Genomic DNA, 15117 nt, shown 5'->3' on the forward strand with positions numbered 1-15117 from the left:
AATGTTACAGCCCACCATCTCCATCTATTGCTATAATGATACAAAAATATTATCATTGGCCATGCCATCAGGAGGTGCCCATGACGTTCTCTCAAGAAATGAGACAGATCGTTCTAAGGCATGGGGCTATTAACAATCCTTACCTGAGCCGGTTCCGCTCCGGAGATCTCCGCGATGCCGAGCTGGCGGAATTCGCGGGTGAGTTTTATAACTTCGCTCGTTTTTTCCCCAAGATTCTGGTGTCCCAACTCGTGAATACGGAGGACGAACAGATCGCCGACGAGCTGACCAAAGTGCTGTACTCCGAGTTGGGAGACGGTGAGACTCGGCGGCGACACGAACTGCTGTATCGGGATTTTCTCCGATCCCTCGGCATCGATATTCACAACGCCATCACCCACCCGATGCTTCCATCAACCCGCGCCTACATTGAAGGAATGGAACGGCTCTACGGTGACGACAATCATGCGAAGGCCTTGGGAGCCTCGTTCGGTCTTGAGAACATGGCCATCACGATGTGGGACCATCTCATCCCCGGGCTGATGCATCTCAAAACCACACGACACCCGCACATGGACTTGACGTATTTCACCTTTCACCGGGAACTGGAGCAAGGCCATGAGGAAGCCATGAAACAAGCCGTGCAAGCCATGAACAGTAGCCCTGACCTTGAGAAACTCGCGGCACAGCAAGCACAAGATTTTCAGCAAGGCATGACGGCGGTACTAGACTACCTGGAGGGATTTTGGATGGGGCTCGAACATCGACAACCCGCCAATGTCGGGCATGCGGCACAGAACGAAGCACGAACGATGGTCGCCTAACCATCGGATGGCAGGCGTCTGATTATCGATTCGAGCCAGGATGCAGAGAGAAGCATATGAAACGGCCTTGGATCAGCCAGTATGCTGCCGGAGTTCCCGCGAATGTCAATTACCCTGAATGGACCGTGCCGGATCTTCTCCAGCACTCAGCAGCGCGAGCACCGGACTCGCCCGCGCTGCTCTTCTACGGCACCCGCATTTCGTATCGCGACCTCGATGATGTGACGACGCGTCTGGCAGTCGCTCTGCGGCGGCTCGGTGTGCGACAAGGCGATCGAGTCGCACTGATGCTCCCCAACATCCCACAGGCAGTCATCGCATACTTCGGCGCCCTGAAGGCCGGCGCCATTGTCGTTCCTACTAATCCTCTCTACGTTGAGCGGGAGCTCCAGATACAAGTGCTGGATTCCGGAAGCGAGACTATCGTGGCGCTTGACCTGTTCTACCCGCGCATCCAGGCGGTCCAGACCGCAACGTCTCTCCCCAAGCGCATCGTCATTACCAGTATTCGAGATTTCCTCCCTCCGTTAAAAAAATTCCTCTATCCTCTCAAAGCTCGACTGGCTAAGCGATGGATTTCCGCTCCGACCGGACCATCAATCTACAACCTCCTCGAGCTGATCAACTCAACTCCCGAAACGAAAGGGGATCAGGCTTTCGATTTACCGAGAGTCCAGCCGGATGACGTCGCCCAACTCCAATACACAGGCGGGACCACCGGAATACCGAAAGGCGTGATGCTCACCCACCGGAACGTGGTCGTGAACACGCTTCAAGGACGCGCCTGGGACCCGCATTTTCAAGACGGCCGAGAACTCTTCCTGGGAGCGATCCCTTTTTTCCACTGCTACGGCCAGAGCACCTGTCAAAACTTGGCCATCGCGACAGGTTGTCCGATCATCCTCCTTCCCCGTTTTCATCCCGACGAGGTGGTGAAAACGATCCACACACATCGCGTCACCGTCTTTTCGGGAGTGCCGATGATGTTCGCGAAGATCACGGAATTCCCGCATGTCGAACGCTACAATCTCCGTTCCCTGCGAGTCTGCCTGAGCGGCGCAAGCTCGCTGCCGGCGGAGGTGCAGGAGCGGTTTGAGCGGACGACCGGTGTGAGAATCGCGGAAGGCTATGGACTGAGTGAGGCAGGACCAACCACACATTGCAATCCTCTAGAGGGAACACACCCACCAGAAACAATGGGCCTCCCTTTCCCAGATACTGAAGCGCGTGTGGTCGACGCCGACACAGGACTTCATGACGTTCCCGACGGTGAAGCAGGTGAATTGATCGTGAAAGGTCCTCAGGTCATGCGCGGATACTGGAACAAGGAAGAGGAAACACGGGCGGTCTTGCGAGACGGCTGGCTGTTCACCGGCGACCTCGTGCGTAGAAACGGCGAAGGCTACTTCTTCTTCGTGGATCGGAAGAAAGACATCATTAAATCCCGAGGGGAGACCGTCTACCCACGAGAGGTTGAAGAGGTACTGCTCCAACACCAGGCCGTCTCCGAGGCAGCCGTGGTCGGAATCGAAGATCATCTCTATGGAGAAATTGTGAAGGCATACATCGTGAAGAAACCTCGATCGTTCGTCACTGAAGAAGAATTGATCCGGCACTGCGCCGGCCGGCTGGCGCGGTACAAGATTCCATCAGCTGTCGAATTTCGGCAGGAGTTGCCACGGACGATCATCGGTAAAGTCCTGCGCCGGACAATGCGCGACGAGGCAGTTCGCTCGCATAGCGCCGAAACAGTTGGGAATCACGCAGTGTGAGGGGCGGTCTATGAAAGATCTCATGATCGTAGCCGGCCTCCATTTCCTCTTCAACAGAGGGCGAAGCGATGGCCCGTCACGGGAGGATGATCTTGAACAAAATTGAGACGTTTGACAAACCGGTCGTTGCGGCGATCAACGGCACCTGCTTAGGTTGCGCTCTGCGGTTCTCGGACCGTTAGTCCGTAAGGAGACAACAAGGAAACGTCATGCCGGCTCAGCGTTCGACAAAATTAGCTTTGGCCCTGGCAGGGGGAGGGTTCACTGGATACCTCTTCGAAATCGGCGCCTTGACCGCCTTAGATGACCTCCTCGGCAAGTCGTTCACCTGCAACGATTTCGACATGTATGTCGGTGTGAGCGCCGGATCAGCCGTCGCTGCTCTGCTCGCGCAGGGGGTGAAACCGGAAGAAATCCTCGACACAAATTTGCTCGGGAAACGTCCCTACTACTTCGAGCACCGGGATATCTTCAGACCCGCGATCGGCGAAGGCGTAAAGACAGTTTGGCGAGCGACCAAGCAACTGATCCCGTTGTTGAAACTGTATATCAAAAATTATCACGAGATAACGGTGATCGACCTGCTGGACAAGGCTCAGGATGCACTCCCCAGCGGCATCTACCGACTGGAGCCCTTCGCCAAGTACCTGGAGAAAACGTTCACCGCCAAGGGGCTGGGACTTCGGTTTGCCGATCTTCACAAAGACCTCTATATTCCGGCCATCGATCTGGAATCCGGAGAAAGCGTCATCTTCGGCGAAGAAGGCCGGCGGGATATTTCTATCGCCCAGGCCGTCACTGCTTCTTCTGCCGCCCCGATCTATTTCTGTCCCGTGCGTATTGAAGGCCGAGACTACATCGACGCAGGTATCGGGCGACCCGCATTCTTCGACCTCGCTGTCGCCAAACAGGTGGATCTCATGGTCATGATCAATCCGATGGCTCTGATTCCCATGCTCTGTGCGTCGTGGGGTGAATCGGCTTGCGCCCCACGCATTTGCCGCCTCCGGGACAAAGGGTTCTTGACGATCGGTGAGCAGGCGGGGCGCATCAACTTCGATGCACGTTTTTCGCAAGCGCTGACCATGTTTCAGCAGAATTATCCCGACAAGGAATTGCTCATGATCACACCAGGTCCCCACGATGCGCTCCTGTTTGAGCGGAGTTTTCTGAGCTATCAAGACCGCGTACACCTTCTGCAAGCCGGATATCTGTCGGTTGTGACGCTGACGCGCGACCGGTACCATGACCTGCGGGCGCAGTTTGCGCGCCACGGAATCGCGATTGCCCAGGCCGATTTTGAGGAGCGCGTCACATCACGTCTGGCGCAACTTGATCAGATCATTGCCACTTCCGCTCAATCAAAGCCACCGATCAAGAAGGGTATTCCTCTGGGAATTGGACAGGCTGGCGCGGCTTGGTATCAAGCGAAATGGTGGAGCTCACGATGACGGTGGCAAGGAAGAAACCCGTCTTCCTGGGATCGCTCGCGGTAGCCGAAGCCTCGCGGGATCGGATTCCCCATTCGGGTTTTCTGGCTGGCCTGTTCGAGAAAAATCCTGGCTGGCAGGCCGGGCATAGCAGGATGATGACCATCAGGTGTCCATAATAGACAGAACAATTGGCAGGGTTTCATCCGACGCACTGAATAAAAGAAATAAGAAGGAGGTACGGATCAACTATGGCGAGGCCAGTATGACGGACATGGCGGAATACTTCGAATTGGTCAAGGGGAAGTATGGATTGAGCAGCGATTATGCCTTGGCAGAGAAGCTCGGAATCGCTCAGCCGGAAGCCAATCTGATGCGCCGCGGACTCAAAATTCCAAAGCCGGAGTTGTGTATCAAGATTGCGAAACTTCTGAACAAAAACCCGGTCGAACTTCTCCTGATCGCTCAAAAAGACAAAGCCCCGAAACAAGCCAAAGAGTACTGGACCTTGGCGCTCACAGCTGTCGATGTGATGCTCCATGTCCCAAAGAGCCCCAAATACATTCCACGTAAAGTGGCGGCTATCGGAGAAGAACTGCGCGAACTGGAGACGCAGACCCTGACTTACCAAGGAGCCGAGGCCAATGCCGAAGCGGTTCGGCTCGTCCAAACGGCTGAACATTCGATCGATGCCCTGATGGAACGCTGGAACATCTGGAGAAAAGGAGAAGCGTTATACCCCAGCTATCTATTGGCCAACCAGGAAGCCGCCAAGCGCGGCGTAACCATTCGCCGTCTATTGGTGTTGACGCGAGAACAAATGGGACAGGAATCGGTCGTGGCCGATGCCATTCAGGTCATGGATGACCAACAGCGAGTCGGGATCAAGATCTTCTATTCGTTTCGCGAAGAGCTGGAGCGTGCTCCCGCGTTTCACCGTTTTGAAGAAGACTACAAGCGCCGAGGCGCGGCGAGAGACCTTAACGCCGCCATGTTTGACCAAGAAATTCTCATATTCTCCCAATCCTATGGTCAGGTACAGCTTGGCGTCGTCGGAACGCCCACGCCCATCACCATGATCAATCAATTGCAGATCACATGGAAGCCGGAGCTTCTCCGCGATCTAGACCCTGCACCACTTTTTGATATGACTCGGTACGTGTTCGACTATTCAAGTCCTCAGGCTTTCAAGACAGAGCTGAGGCGCTTTACGAGATCCGTCACATGAAATTCCCATCCGAACCATTCAAGATCAAGGTCGTGGAACCGATACGCCGCACGACGCGCGAGGAGCGAGATCGAGTGTTACGTGAGGCCGGATACAATCTTTTTCAGGTCCCCGCCGAGAGCGTGTATGTTGATCTGCTCACTGATAGCGGCACGTCCGCCATGAGCGACCGGCAGTGGGCGGGACTGATGTTGGGCGATGAGTCTTACGCCGGCAGCAGGAACTACTACCACCTAGAAGAAACCGTCCGGTCGATCTTTGGCTACAGCCATGTCATCCCGACGCACCAAGGACGAATGGCTGAAAATCTCCTTTTCTCGACGATCGTCAAACCCGGTATGTGCATCCCCAACAACATCCATTTCGACACGACGAGGGCTCACGTCGAGCATCAGCGCGCCGAGGCGCTCGATCTCGTGATCAAAGAAGCCTATGACCCACATTGCGAGTTGCCCTTCAAGGGGAATATGGACCTCAATCGGCTGGAGGAAACGATTCATCGTGTGGGTCGCGACAACATTCCGCTCGTGATGATCACCATCACCAACAACAGCGGCGGAGGGCAACCGGTGTCGATGGACAATATCCGACAAACCCGAGCGTTGCTCAATCGCTATGGTATTCCGCTGTTCTTCGACGCCTGCCGATTCGCGGAAAACTGCTTTTTCATCAAGGAGCGGGAGCCCGGCTATGCCAACACACCGATGCTGACGATCGCGCGGGAACTGTTCAGCCACGGCGACGGCTGCACCATGTCTGCCAAGAAGGACGGGCTCGTGAACATCGGTGGGTTCTTGAGTCTCAACGATGACCGCTGGGCGCAAGACATCACGAACATGCTGATTCTTGTGGAAGGATTTCCCACCTATGGAGGGCTGGCGGGACGCGACCTGGAAGCCATGGCGAGAGGACTTGAAGAGGTTCTCGACGAGGACTACCTGCGGTTCCGTATCGAACAGGTTCGCTATCTGGGTGAACTCTTGAAGGGAGGTGGAGTACCGATCCTCGAACCGATCGGCGGCCACGCGGTCTATCTCAATGCGAAAGAGTTCCTCTCCCATATCCCACAGTCCGAATTTCCCGGCCAAGCACTGGCTGTCGCACTGTATCGGAATTACGGCATCCGTGGAGTCGAAATCGGCACGCTTATGTTCGGGAAAAAGGATCCTGTGACAGGCCGGACCACTCATCCTAAGCTTGAAATGGTCAGGCTCGCGATTCCTCGACGTGTCTACACCAATATGCAGATCACGTATGTCGCAGAATCAATCATCGAACTCTACCAGAGACGCGAACTCATTCACGGCCTCGTCTTGACTTATGAGGCGCCGATACTGCGACACTTCACGGCGCAATTTGCCGAACTCCAGGATTCGTCACCACTGCAAGCCGTTTGAAGGTGCACCATGGCCAATCTGTTCAAAGGGCTCGAGCGGATTGAGGAAGCCCGAGAGCGAGTGACCGGCCATAGTTTCATGGCAGGGCTGTTTGCCGGAAAGCCTGACTTCTCACTGCTGCTCGTGCCGGAAGAACCACCGGAAGAGAAAGCGGCTTGGGAAGAATTTCGTCCACGCCTGGAGACCTTCCTCACGACACGAGTCGATCCCGATGAAATCGAACGGACGGCGAAGATTCCTGAGTCTGTCCTGAAAGGGCTCTTTACGCTCGGGGCTTTCGGCATGAAAATCCCCAAGCAGTATGGAGGGCTCGGATTTTCGTACATGAACTACGGTCGTGCACTCATTCTCATGGCGAGCTGGAATAACGCCCTGGCCCTGACTGTCGCTGTGCCACAATCGATCGGCATCGCCATCCCCATCCTCCTGTTCGGCAATGAAGAACAGCGGCGCAAGTACCTCCCTCTTGTGGCACGGGAAGCTGTTTCGGCGTTCGCACTTACGGAGCCGATTACCGGCTCTGACGCCGCAAACATTGCGACCACGGCTATCTTGGATTCTTCTGAGACGATGTTTGTCGTGAACGGTGAGAAACTGTGGTGCACCAATGGGCCCATCGCCCGTTACCTCACATTGATCGCGCGGGTTCCCGCGCGACGGAGCCACACCAATGGCCAGACGATGTGGATGCCGGTTCCGAACGGCAAGGGGGCAGACGACCACATCCACACCGCCTTCATCCTCGATATGCAGACATCCGGTGTTCGTATTCGACAGCACTGTCAATTTGAAGGATGCCGGGGCCTTGAGAACGCCCACATGACTTTCACGGACGTTCACATCCCGAAGGAGAATGTCATCGGTGAAGTAGGTCGGGGGCTCAAGTACGCGTTGACCATCCTCAACGTGGGCCGGGCCGTCAGCATCCCTGCCATTTGCTTGGGCATGGCCAAACAAGCGTGGCAACCGACGATTGATCGAGCCAATCAGCGACTCACCTTTCAGAAGCCTCTCGGCACCCGACAGACGCAACGCATGAGATTGGGCCGCATGGCTTCGAACCTTTTCGCCATGGAGGCGCTTGCGACCACTGTCTGGCGAATGGCGGATCAGCACAGTTACGATGTCCGAATTGAGGCCGCCATTGCCAAGCTTTTCTGCTCTGAAAACACCATCCGGTTCTTGAAAGACGCTCAGATCATCTTTGGAGGGATGGGGTACGAAACAGCCCATTCGAAGTGGATTCGTGGAGAGCCTGCGTTCGGCATCGAACAGCTGGTCCGCGACGCGGAAATGTACCGAATCGGAGAAGGGGCCACCGATATTTTACGACCCTTCGTCGCGCGCGAAGGCCTCAACATGCATCTCGAGCGGGCCGAGCATCTCTTCGACGAGAACGTGACGGGGGTTCGCCGACTCACCAAGTTGCGGCAACTCTTGAAGTTCTACATTCCTTGGTACAGAAGCCAATGGGCAAGCAGTCGCTTGCCGTCTCGCTCAGAGTTTCAACACTCGAAGGTTCGCTCCACACTACTCTTCGTGGAACGAACAAGTCGCCGACTGGCCAGAACGATTTTCTATGCCATGCTGTTCCATCGGCAGGCCCTTCGAGATGATCAAGGCCGGCAAAACCGGATCGAGATGATCGGCGAAGATCTTCTGATGATCGCCGTGGCAGCGCTCTATGCCGAAGCACAGGAGCGAACAGCGGGGCATCCGGAGGTGTGGGACCTCGCTGAAGAAAGCTTTCGAGAAACCAAACAACGTGTTGAACAGAACATCCGAGAACTGATTTGTAATCAGGATAGGGCCATGACGGTCGTTGGTGCGAAAGCGCTCGGCGGCGTATACCCTTCCCTCACCGGCGGAATCATTCGGCGCAATCTTCAAGACTACTCACAGAAAAGGAATCCTCCCAAAACCGAAGAAGAGAACATGCGTAAGGTTGTCCAAGGTATTCAGGAACGGCACTGAAGACTACTCAAGGCCTCCCTTAAACAGAAAGAACCCCATGCGCGCCTGGTTGATGGACTCTTACAAGGGAGTAGAACAGTTGCGGCTTGGCCAGGTGCCTGATCCCAAGCCTGGCCCGGCAGAAATACTGCTGAAAGTACGGTATGCCGCACTCAACCCTGCCGATGCGTTTCTGGCACAAGGTCTCTATCCGGCCAAGCCTGCCCTGCCTCACATCCTTGGGCGTGACGGCGTAGGAGAGATCGAGATACTGGGATCGTCCGTGAAAAACTTCCGCGTGGGTGAAATGGTCGCGATTCTGCGTTGCGAGGCGGGTGTAGAAACTCCAGGAACGTTGGCCGAGAAAGTCGTCGTGCCTACAGAAAGCCTCGTCCGAATCCCTGCCGGTTGGTCCCTCGAAGAAATGGCCGGCGCTCCACTGGTTTTCTTAACCGCCTGGCAAGCCTTAACGCAGTGGAGCGCCCCCCCTGCCCCTCCACCGGAACGATCAGTCCTTCTTGTTTCCGGTGCGTCGGGCGGAGTCGGCGTTGCCTCAGTGCTGCTTGGAAAAGCAATAAACCTGATCGTGATGGCCTTGTCACGCGATGCGGAGAAGAGGGCCAAGCTGAAAAGGCTCGGAGCCGATTTCGTGTTTGATCCGGAGGATAGGAATCTATCGCAGTCTGTCTCTGCCGCAATGAGTCCAAAGAAGGTGCATCTGGCTATCGACTGCGTTGGCGGCAAACTCTTACCTCACATCATCGCCATCCTGGGCTATGGCGGACGGATCAGCATCGTCGGCAGGAGCGGAGGCACGGTCCCTGAGTTCAATACGGCGACCTTGTTGTTCCGCCGCATTCGCATGGGTGGGGTCTCAGTCGGGGACTATACGGCCGAGGCAGCCCAAGTCGCGTGGAAAGAGATTGTCGAATGGCTGGAGACCATTGGACAACGCCCACAGGTAGACAGCATCATCCCGTTCGAAGACGTCAAAAAAGGATTCGCTCGGTTGGCACAGGGCCCGATGGGAAAAGTATTAGTATGTGTACCAGGCTAAGATCAGTCTGAATTCGCGCTGTTTTTGATGATTGCGGTGTTTTTTATGGTATACAATGCCTCTGTAACCAACCGCCATCTATGATAGGGAGTCGCATGGTACGGAGCCACTACGAGCCCCCCTACCGAGCACGCGCCTTGAAATTACTCCCCTGGATCTGTGCGCACTGCGGACGAGAATTTGACGGCAAGAAGCTGAACCAGCTCACGGTCCATCACAAGGACCACAACCATCAGAACAATCCCCCAGACGGCAGCAACTGGGAGTTGCTCTGCCTCTACTGTCATGACAACGAGCATCAGCGTGAGCACATAGGTAGCGAGTCGAACGACTCTTCGTCGAACCGTGAACCAGAACGCCCCTTCACACCTTTCGCTCAGCTCGCCAACCTGCGCAACCGTCACACTGCAGACTGATCGAGCCCGTCTTGAATCGGCTTTCTAAGCTCCCCACTCCCTGGGAGCTAGGGTCCTGTCTATTTTCGCCGCCCGCGAATGTAACAAGAGGGGCGGAAGCCGGAGACCGATCCGACCTCAGACTTCCACCCTCTCTTTTCATTCGGTCTCTTTCCGCTAAAACCTCGATGCCGTCAGCGTCACGTCTGTGTCTACCCAGGCACGACGGAAGCGCGCTTCCTCGGCAACCGCATCACTCTCTTTACCCTGAGCACGGAGAGCCTGCGCAAGCCCAAAGAGGGACCAGCCATTCTCTGGGAAGCGACGGAGATCCTCGCGATAGACCTTTTCCGCCTCTGCATACTGCCCGGCCTTCAGCAGCACGGCGCCGAGCGAGTGTCGGATTGGGTAATACCACTTGGGCGGCTCGAAGTAGAGTCCTGCATCTTCAATCTTGGCTGCTTCCTTGAAGTGAGTGATGCCCATGTCGAGATCGCCACGGCGAGTCGCAATCTCACCGGATAGGGCGTGCACAGCGATCGAGAGCGCCGTCTTGCCTTCCGCCCCTTCGGGCGTCGCGGCATCACCCGCCGTTACCCGGTCGAGTGCTTCTTGTGCCTCTGCCCACTCTGCTTTGGCGGCATGCGCCACGCCGCGCGCGTAGTGCGCCATGGCGGAGGAGAAGCGGATGTCTTCAGGTGGAAGCGGTGCGGCCAGGATCTCATCCCATTTGCCGAACGTCGTGAGCGTCAGCACATGGTACGGCAGCATTTCTTGAAGAAGTCCGACCTGGCGTGCAGCGTCGAGGTTCACCTTGGAGGTCAGTGTATTGGCAGCCTCGATTGCCTGCGCACTGCGGCCCGCCATCGTGGAGGCAAAGGCAAGGAAGTGGATGTTGTGCGGGTAGTATGCGAGCGGATAGACGCCCATTGGGTGCTGTCCCTCGATGAACACCTCGTCGGAGTGGATCGCGTGATGGTTGGCCTGTATGGCGTCGTTCCACCGTCCGACGCGGATGTAGATATGCGCGGGCATGTGAACCATGTGCCCTTCTCCCGGCATGAGTTGAGCAAGCCGTTCGGCGCATGACACCGCAGCCTTTGGATTCACCGCTTCGACCGCATGGATGTAGTAATGACATGCGCCGGGATGATTGGGGTTGCGCGTGAGAACGCTCCTGAGCTGGTGGACGATCTCCTGTGTGCCAGGGTATGGAGTCCTGTCAGACCGCCAGTAATTCCAGGGGCGAAGGTCCATCAGCGATTCGGCATACAGCGTTGCGGCATCGAGGTCCTTGGGATAGGTCTTGACGACTTTTCCCATCGCGCGCGAATACGAGATGTCGAGCCGGGCTCTATCGGTCGGTGGGTCTTCCTCGTAACGCTGTGCGAGCGCCTCGATATAGACACGCTCAGGTGCCGTGGCGTGGGACTTGAGCGACAACGCCTTCTGCACCGCCGCATACGCTGCGACGCCGCTCGCCGAATCCATAGGCGCGTTGACGTGCGGTCCATGGGCCAGTGCGATTCCCCAGTAGCACATGGCGCACGTGGGATCGAGTTCCGCAGCGCGCGTGAACGAGCGAATCGCTTCCGCATGATTGAATCCGTAGACAAGTCGCAGCCCCTGGTCGAAGTACTGCTGTGCGGCAGGAACTCGAGTAGAGATGCGTTTGTGGTGAGAGCCGAGGTCCGTATAGAGGGGGACCGTGACAGAAAGATTCGGCGGCGGCGCAACCGTCGATTCTGTAGCCGAACTGTACGCGGCACAGGCGAGCAGAACAGCCGCAGTAAATCCGATGATGCGAGGGAATTTCATGATGGGCCTCCTTATAAATCTCGAACCCTGAATAGATTTATGATCGTTTGGACAGAAGATATGGTGGATCTGTCCGACACCCTCGTCCCCTAGATTCTTTTGAGCGCATGGGTGCTCTGTGTGATCGCGCCGCCGGCTTGCAACGCCGCTTTATCAAAGGCTACAAATGCCTGCATCGCTTCCGGCGCGTGCGTAGTCAGCAATTTTATCCTATTCACATTGCTCATCTCGTACAGACCTGTTTGCTGCTGGCTGTTATGATTCAGCTGTGTCATATCGTGCCTCCTCCGATACTTGCGTTAATTTCTGACTCCAATGACTTCTAGATATTCGGCAAAGACGGTCGTACAGTCCGTCCCACCTCGATTGTTCGCCGCCCAGAGTGCTTCCAGCTCGTGCCGCAATTGGGCTTGCCCCTCGGCGTCAAGCAACGCGAATGCCCGATTGGTCGGCCCATAATACAGACGAAACACTTCCACGACTTCGGATGGTGAAAAAGGATAGCTAAAGAGATACTGCCGTTTCGTCAGGCCGAGTTCCGAGAGTCCGTGCCCAAGCCGTTCGCGAACTGTCTGCTCGTCACCCCACAGAACTGGCGACGGCATACCGGACGGTGCAATGAACTTCGCAACCGTCTTGAACATTTGCCCAATGAATCCCTGCGGGGTCCAATTGGCCATCGCAATGGTGCCGCCCGGTACGCAGACACGAAGCAATTCTTGGGCAACTACCTGAGGTCGCGGGGCAAACATCGCACCGATCAGGCTGGCCACCACGTCGAAACTCGCGTCGTCAAACGGAAGCGCCTCGGCATCAGCCTCCTCGAAACAAGCTCTCAGCCCCTCCGCCTGCGCACGACTCCGTGCTCGCCCCACTAAGTTACCTGCGATATCCACGCCCGTCACCTCAATGCCATCCTTCGCCGCCATCAGTGCCAATTGACCTGACCCACAGGCGACGTCCAGCAACCGGCATCCCGGCGCTATATTCAGACGTTCATAGAACTCGCGTGCACCGCCTTCCATGAATCGCGAGAAGCGATCATAGTCTCCCGCCGTCCAGATCAATTTGAGCCGAGCTTTTACACCGTCTATTTCTGCAATCGTTGCGCTCGTCATGATGTCCTCCCTCTTGTTATGTATTCACGACGCTCTCTATAGCACTGCGCTGTTTCTGCTCGTCACTATACGAGAGAGGCCTTCGGACGTCTTTGCAGAACGTCTAGTTCTCTTATCAGGAGAATGCTAAGCTGCAGGTCGTTTATCCAAGCGTCCAGCTGGTTTAGCCGCAAGACCTCGTAACGAACGGTCCTCAGATGATGGATGTGCTCTCAGAAGTGCTGAAGGCCGTGAAACTCGACGGCGCAGTTTTCTTTAACGGGGAATTTTCGGCTCCGTGGTGTACGCGTGAACCTGACTCACGTACGATGGCCTCCTATTTGCCATCCAAGCCTAAACACGTGTTCATCTTCCACCTCGTCACCGAAGGACAATGCTATTATCGGGACGAAGAAGGCGCCCGTGCTGTGCCCTTGGTAGCCGGCGATATCGTCATCCTTCCGCATGGGAATACACACCTCATGGGCAACGGTCTCCCTGTCACTCCAATCGACAACGCGCTCCACCTGCAACAGATCTTCGCCGAAGGCCGTATCTTCTCCCAATTGGGCGGTGGAGGAGAGACGACGAAACTCGTCTGCGGGTACCTGACCTGTGACCTGCAACTCAACCATGTCTTCTTGGCCGGACTTCCGCCGATTATCAAGGTCCATATTCGTGACAGCCCATCTGGACAGTGGCTTGAAGATACCTTCAGATATTCAGTCGATCACGTGGAGGCCTCCGGACCAGGCGGAGCCGCGGTCATTGCAAAATTGTCTGAAGTGTTGTTCGTGGAAACATTACGGCGCTACATCGCCCAACTGCCGCAGACACAGACAGGCTGGCTTGCCGGCGTGCGAGATCCAGACGTAGGAAAGGCGTTGGCACTCTTGCACAAGCGACCAGGACACCCCTGGACAATCGCTTTGCTGGCGAATGAGATTGGTGTGTCTCGCTCCGTGTTGGCCGATCGATTTCGACATTATCTATCCGACACTCCGATAGGATACCTCACGCGCTGGCGGTTGCAGCTCGCCGCTCAAGTCTTGACGTCCAGCGCCAAGAGCGTGGCCGAAGTAGCGGGAGAGGTGGGATATGAATCGGAGCCATCCTTCAACCGCGCTTTCAAGCGCGAGTTCGGGATTCCACCAGCTCGATTCCGCAGCCAAACAAGGCACGCTCACCAGAAAACTTAGTCAAGTGCGCGGACAGATGGGCCACCCCATACCGCTCAGGCGACCGGACTGTATCTACAACCCGTTGCTTCTTTCCTTGTACTGACAGTGCGCCGACCTACGTCTCCATCATTTCCAGCCTGGCATCGAATTCATGCCCACAGGCCGTGCAATGAATGCATTCCGAGTCGACGGCGAATTCGTCGGTGCGAATTCCCATGCCTCCACAATCGGGACAGCGGGCCAGATGCACTCGTTCATCATTCATCGTTTCGTACTGAGTTCCACGAAGGCAATAGACCGGCTTTCCATCGAGGAGCCATGATCGTCCTTGTTTATCGACGACCGGCAGGACGAGATAATGATGGTTCACGTAGGCTTCCAACTCCTGCCGGTTTGTGAACCCGTCCTTGATGAATTTGCCCCCTACTGCTTCGTAGAGAGCCTGCCCTTTTACGATCACCTTGGTTGGTCCCATAGCTCCCTCCCCTTCGTTGACGCTCAGACTGTCCAGTGAGTACAGATGGGCATACACACCCCTCCGAGTCCCACGGTCTCAACGACAACGCCCCTCAGGTGCGTGCTCACAAGGATTGTGCTATACCACACCGTCAGGCAGCTCGCCTGCTGATGGTTGGCGGCTCAGGAGCGCTATCATCCGCTCCACCGGCATGTGGCTTGACTCCCTGTCGCTCCTTGGTGTCATCCAAAGAAAGTAGGCGTATGCACACAATCATCATGATCACCATGATTGTAAGCCCGATGACGATTCCCCAATATGGCCATGACATATAATCACCCCTCTCGCGCCGGACGACGCGAGTCCTTTGTGAGGTTGCCAGCACTGCTCTCCGCCGTGGAGTCTCGTCGGATGTCCACACGTAATCTGCCCTTCTTGTGGCAGATAGAGGGCATCGGACTGTTCCTGCATGAACCTGGCATGAAACGAGGAGAAGGCCCGTCTGGTG

The 15117-nt window shown here is 56.1% G+C and carries 13 protein-coding genes; 9 read left to right on the forward strand and 4 right to left on the reverse strand.

Annotated features, from left to right (window positions below; genetic code table 11):
* The first annotated feature begins 80 nt into the window (after window positions 1-80).
* The 8 genes from ACYX34_RS10060 (at window position 81) to ACYX34_RS10095 (ending at window position 10077) form a co-directional block, all read left to right on the forward strand.
* A complete protein-coding gene (locus ACYX34_RS10060; protein WP_462076426.1) occupies window positions 81-824 on the forward strand; it encodes a TenA family transcriptional regulator in 744 nt (247 codons plus the stop codon).
* Between the two features lie 56 nt (window positions 825-880).
* Entirely contained in the window at window positions 881-2596 is a 1716-nt protein-coding gene (locus ACYX34_RS10065; protein ID WP_462076427.1) for a long-chain-fatty-acid--CoA ligase, read from the forward strand.
* A 209-nt stretch (window positions 2597-2805) separates the two neighbouring features.
* The gene (locus tag ACYX34_RS10070; protein ID WP_462076428.1) at window positions 2806-4047 is read left to right on the forward strand and encodes a patatin-like phospholipase family protein; all 1242 of its coding nucleotides are present in this window, start codon (window positions 2806-2808) and stop codon (window positions 4045-4047) included.
* A gap of 244 nt (window positions 4048-4291) precedes the next feature.
* On the forward strand, window positions 4292-5254 hold the full coding sequence (locus ACYX34_RS10075; protein WP_462076429.1) for a helix-turn-helix domain-containing protein: 963 nt from the start codon (window positions 4292-4294) through the stop codon (window positions 5252-5254).
* On the forward strand, window positions 5251-6651 hold the full coding sequence (locus ACYX34_RS10080; RefSeq protein ID WP_462076430.1) for a tryptophanase: 1401 nt from the start codon (window positions 5251-5253) through the stop codon (window positions 6649-6651). The genes ACYX34_RS10075 and ACYX34_RS10080 overlap by 4 nt, the downstream gene beginning before the upstream one ends.
* 9 nt (window positions 6652-6660) lie before the next feature.
* Window positions 6661-8625, forward strand: coding sequence for an acyl-CoA dehydrogenase family protein (locus tag ACYX34_RS10085; protein ID WP_462076431.1), 1965 nt, complete (start codon window positions 6661-6663; stop codon window positions 8623-8625).
* Between the two features lie 37 nt (window positions 8626-8662).
* Window positions 8663-9661 (forward strand): quinone oxidoreductase family protein, encoded by a 999-nt coding sequence (locus ACYX34_RS10090; RefSeq protein WP_462076432.1) that lies wholly within the window; start codon window positions 8663-8665, stop codon window positions 9659-9661.
* An 80-nt stretch (window positions 9662-9741) separates the two neighbouring features.
* Window positions 9742-10077, forward strand: coding sequence for a YajD family HNH nuclease (locus ACYX34_RS10095; RefSeq protein ID WP_462076433.1), 336 nt, complete (start codon window positions 9742-9744; stop codon window positions 10075-10077).
* Between the two features lie 156 nt (window positions 10078-10233).
* Here ACYX34_RS10095 and ACYX34_RS10100 read toward each other — a convergent pair whose 3' ends face one another.
* The 3 genes from ACYX34_RS10100 to ACYX34_RS10110 all read right to left on the reverse strand — a co-directional run bounded on the left by ACYX34_RS10100 (window position 10234) and on the right by ACYX34_RS10110 (window position 12992).
* A complete protein-coding gene (locus ACYX34_RS10100; RefSeq protein ID WP_462076434.1) occupies window positions 10234-11874 on the reverse strand; it encodes a tetratricopeptide repeat protein in 1641 nt (546 codons plus the stop codon).
* 89 nt (window positions 11875-11963) lie between these two features.
* On the reverse strand, window positions 11964-12149 hold the full coding sequence (locus tag ACYX34_RS10105; RefSeq protein WP_462076435.1) for a hypothetical protein: 186 nt from the start codon (window positions 12147-12149) through the stop codon (window positions 11964-11966).
* Between the two features lie 24 nt (window positions 12150-12173).
* A complete protein-coding gene (locus ACYX34_RS10110; protein ID WP_462076436.1) occupies window positions 12174-12992 on the reverse strand; it encodes a class I SAM-dependent methyltransferase in 819 nt (272 codons plus the stop codon).
* Window positions 12993-13189: 197 nt separating this feature from the next.
* On the opposite strand from ACYX34_RS10110, the gene ACYX34_RS10115 reads away from it, so the two are divergent.
* Window positions 13190-14170, forward strand: a complete 981-nt coding sequence (locus ACYX34_RS10115) for an AraC family transcriptional regulator (protein WP_462076437.1) — start codon at window positions 13190-13192, stop codon at window positions 14168-14170.
* A 97-nt stretch (window positions 14171-14267) separates the two neighbouring features.
* On the opposite strand, the gene ACYX34_RS10120 is transcribed toward ACYX34_RS10115, so the two are convergent.
* Entirely contained in the window at window positions 14268-14627 is a 360-nt protein-coding gene (locus ACYX34_RS10120; RefSeq protein ID WP_462076438.1) for a hypothetical protein, read from the reverse strand.
* Window positions 14628-15117 lie beyond the last annotated feature (490 nt).

Source organism: Nitrospira sp. CMX1 (genome assembly GCF_054902215.1).

Coding starts and splice junctions, on each gene's coding strand:
- ACYX34_RS10060 (WP_462076426.1), top strand. CDS start 81: ATGACGTTCTCTCAAGAAATGAGACAGATCGTTCTAAGGCATGGGGCT.
- ACYX34_RS10065 (WP_462076427.1), top strand. CDS start 881: ATGAAACGGCCTTGGATCAGCCAGTATGCTGCCGGAGTTCCCGCGAAT.
- ACYX34_RS10070 (WP_462076428.1), top strand. CDS start 2,806: ATGCCGGCTCAGCGTTCGACAAAATTAGCTTTGGCCCTGGCAGGGGGA.
- ACYX34_RS10075 (WP_462076429.1), top strand. CDS start 4,292: ATGACGGACATGGCGGAATACTTCGAATTGGTCAAGGGGAAGTATGGA.
- ACYX34_RS10080 (WP_462076430.1), top strand. CDS start 5,251: ATGAAATTCCCATCCGAACCATTCAAGATCAAGGTCGTGGAACCGATA.
- ACYX34_RS10085 (WP_462076431.1), top strand. CDS start 6,661: ATGGCCAATCTGTTCAAAGGGCTCGAGCGGATTGAGGAAGCCCGAGAG.
- ACYX34_RS10090 (WP_462076432.1), top strand. CDS start 8,663: ATGCGCGCCTGGTTGATGGACTCTTACAAGGGAGTAGAACAGTTGCGG.
- ACYX34_RS10095 (WP_462076433.1), top strand. CDS start 9,742: ATGATAGGGAGTCGCATGGTACGGAGCCACTACGAGCCCCCCTACCGA.
- ACYX34_RS10100 (WP_462076434.1), bottom strand. CDS start 11,874: ATGAAATTCCCTCGCATCATCGGATTTACTGCGGCTGTTCTGCTCGCC.
- ACYX34_RS10105 (WP_462076435.1), bottom strand. CDS start 12,149: ATGACACAGCTGAATCATAACAGCCAGCAGCAAACAGGTCTGTACGAG.
- ACYX34_RS10110 (WP_462076436.1), bottom strand. CDS start 12,992: ATGACGAGCGCAACGATTGCAGAAATAGACGGTGTAAAAGCTCGGCTC.
- ACYX34_RS10115 (WP_462076437.1), top strand. CDS start 13,190: ATGATGGATGTGCTCTCAGAAGTGCTGAAGGCCGTGAAACTCGACGGC.
- ACYX34_RS10120 (WP_462076438.1), bottom strand. CDS start 14,627: ATGGGACCAACCAAGGTGATCGTAAAAGGGCAGGCTCTCTACGAAGCA.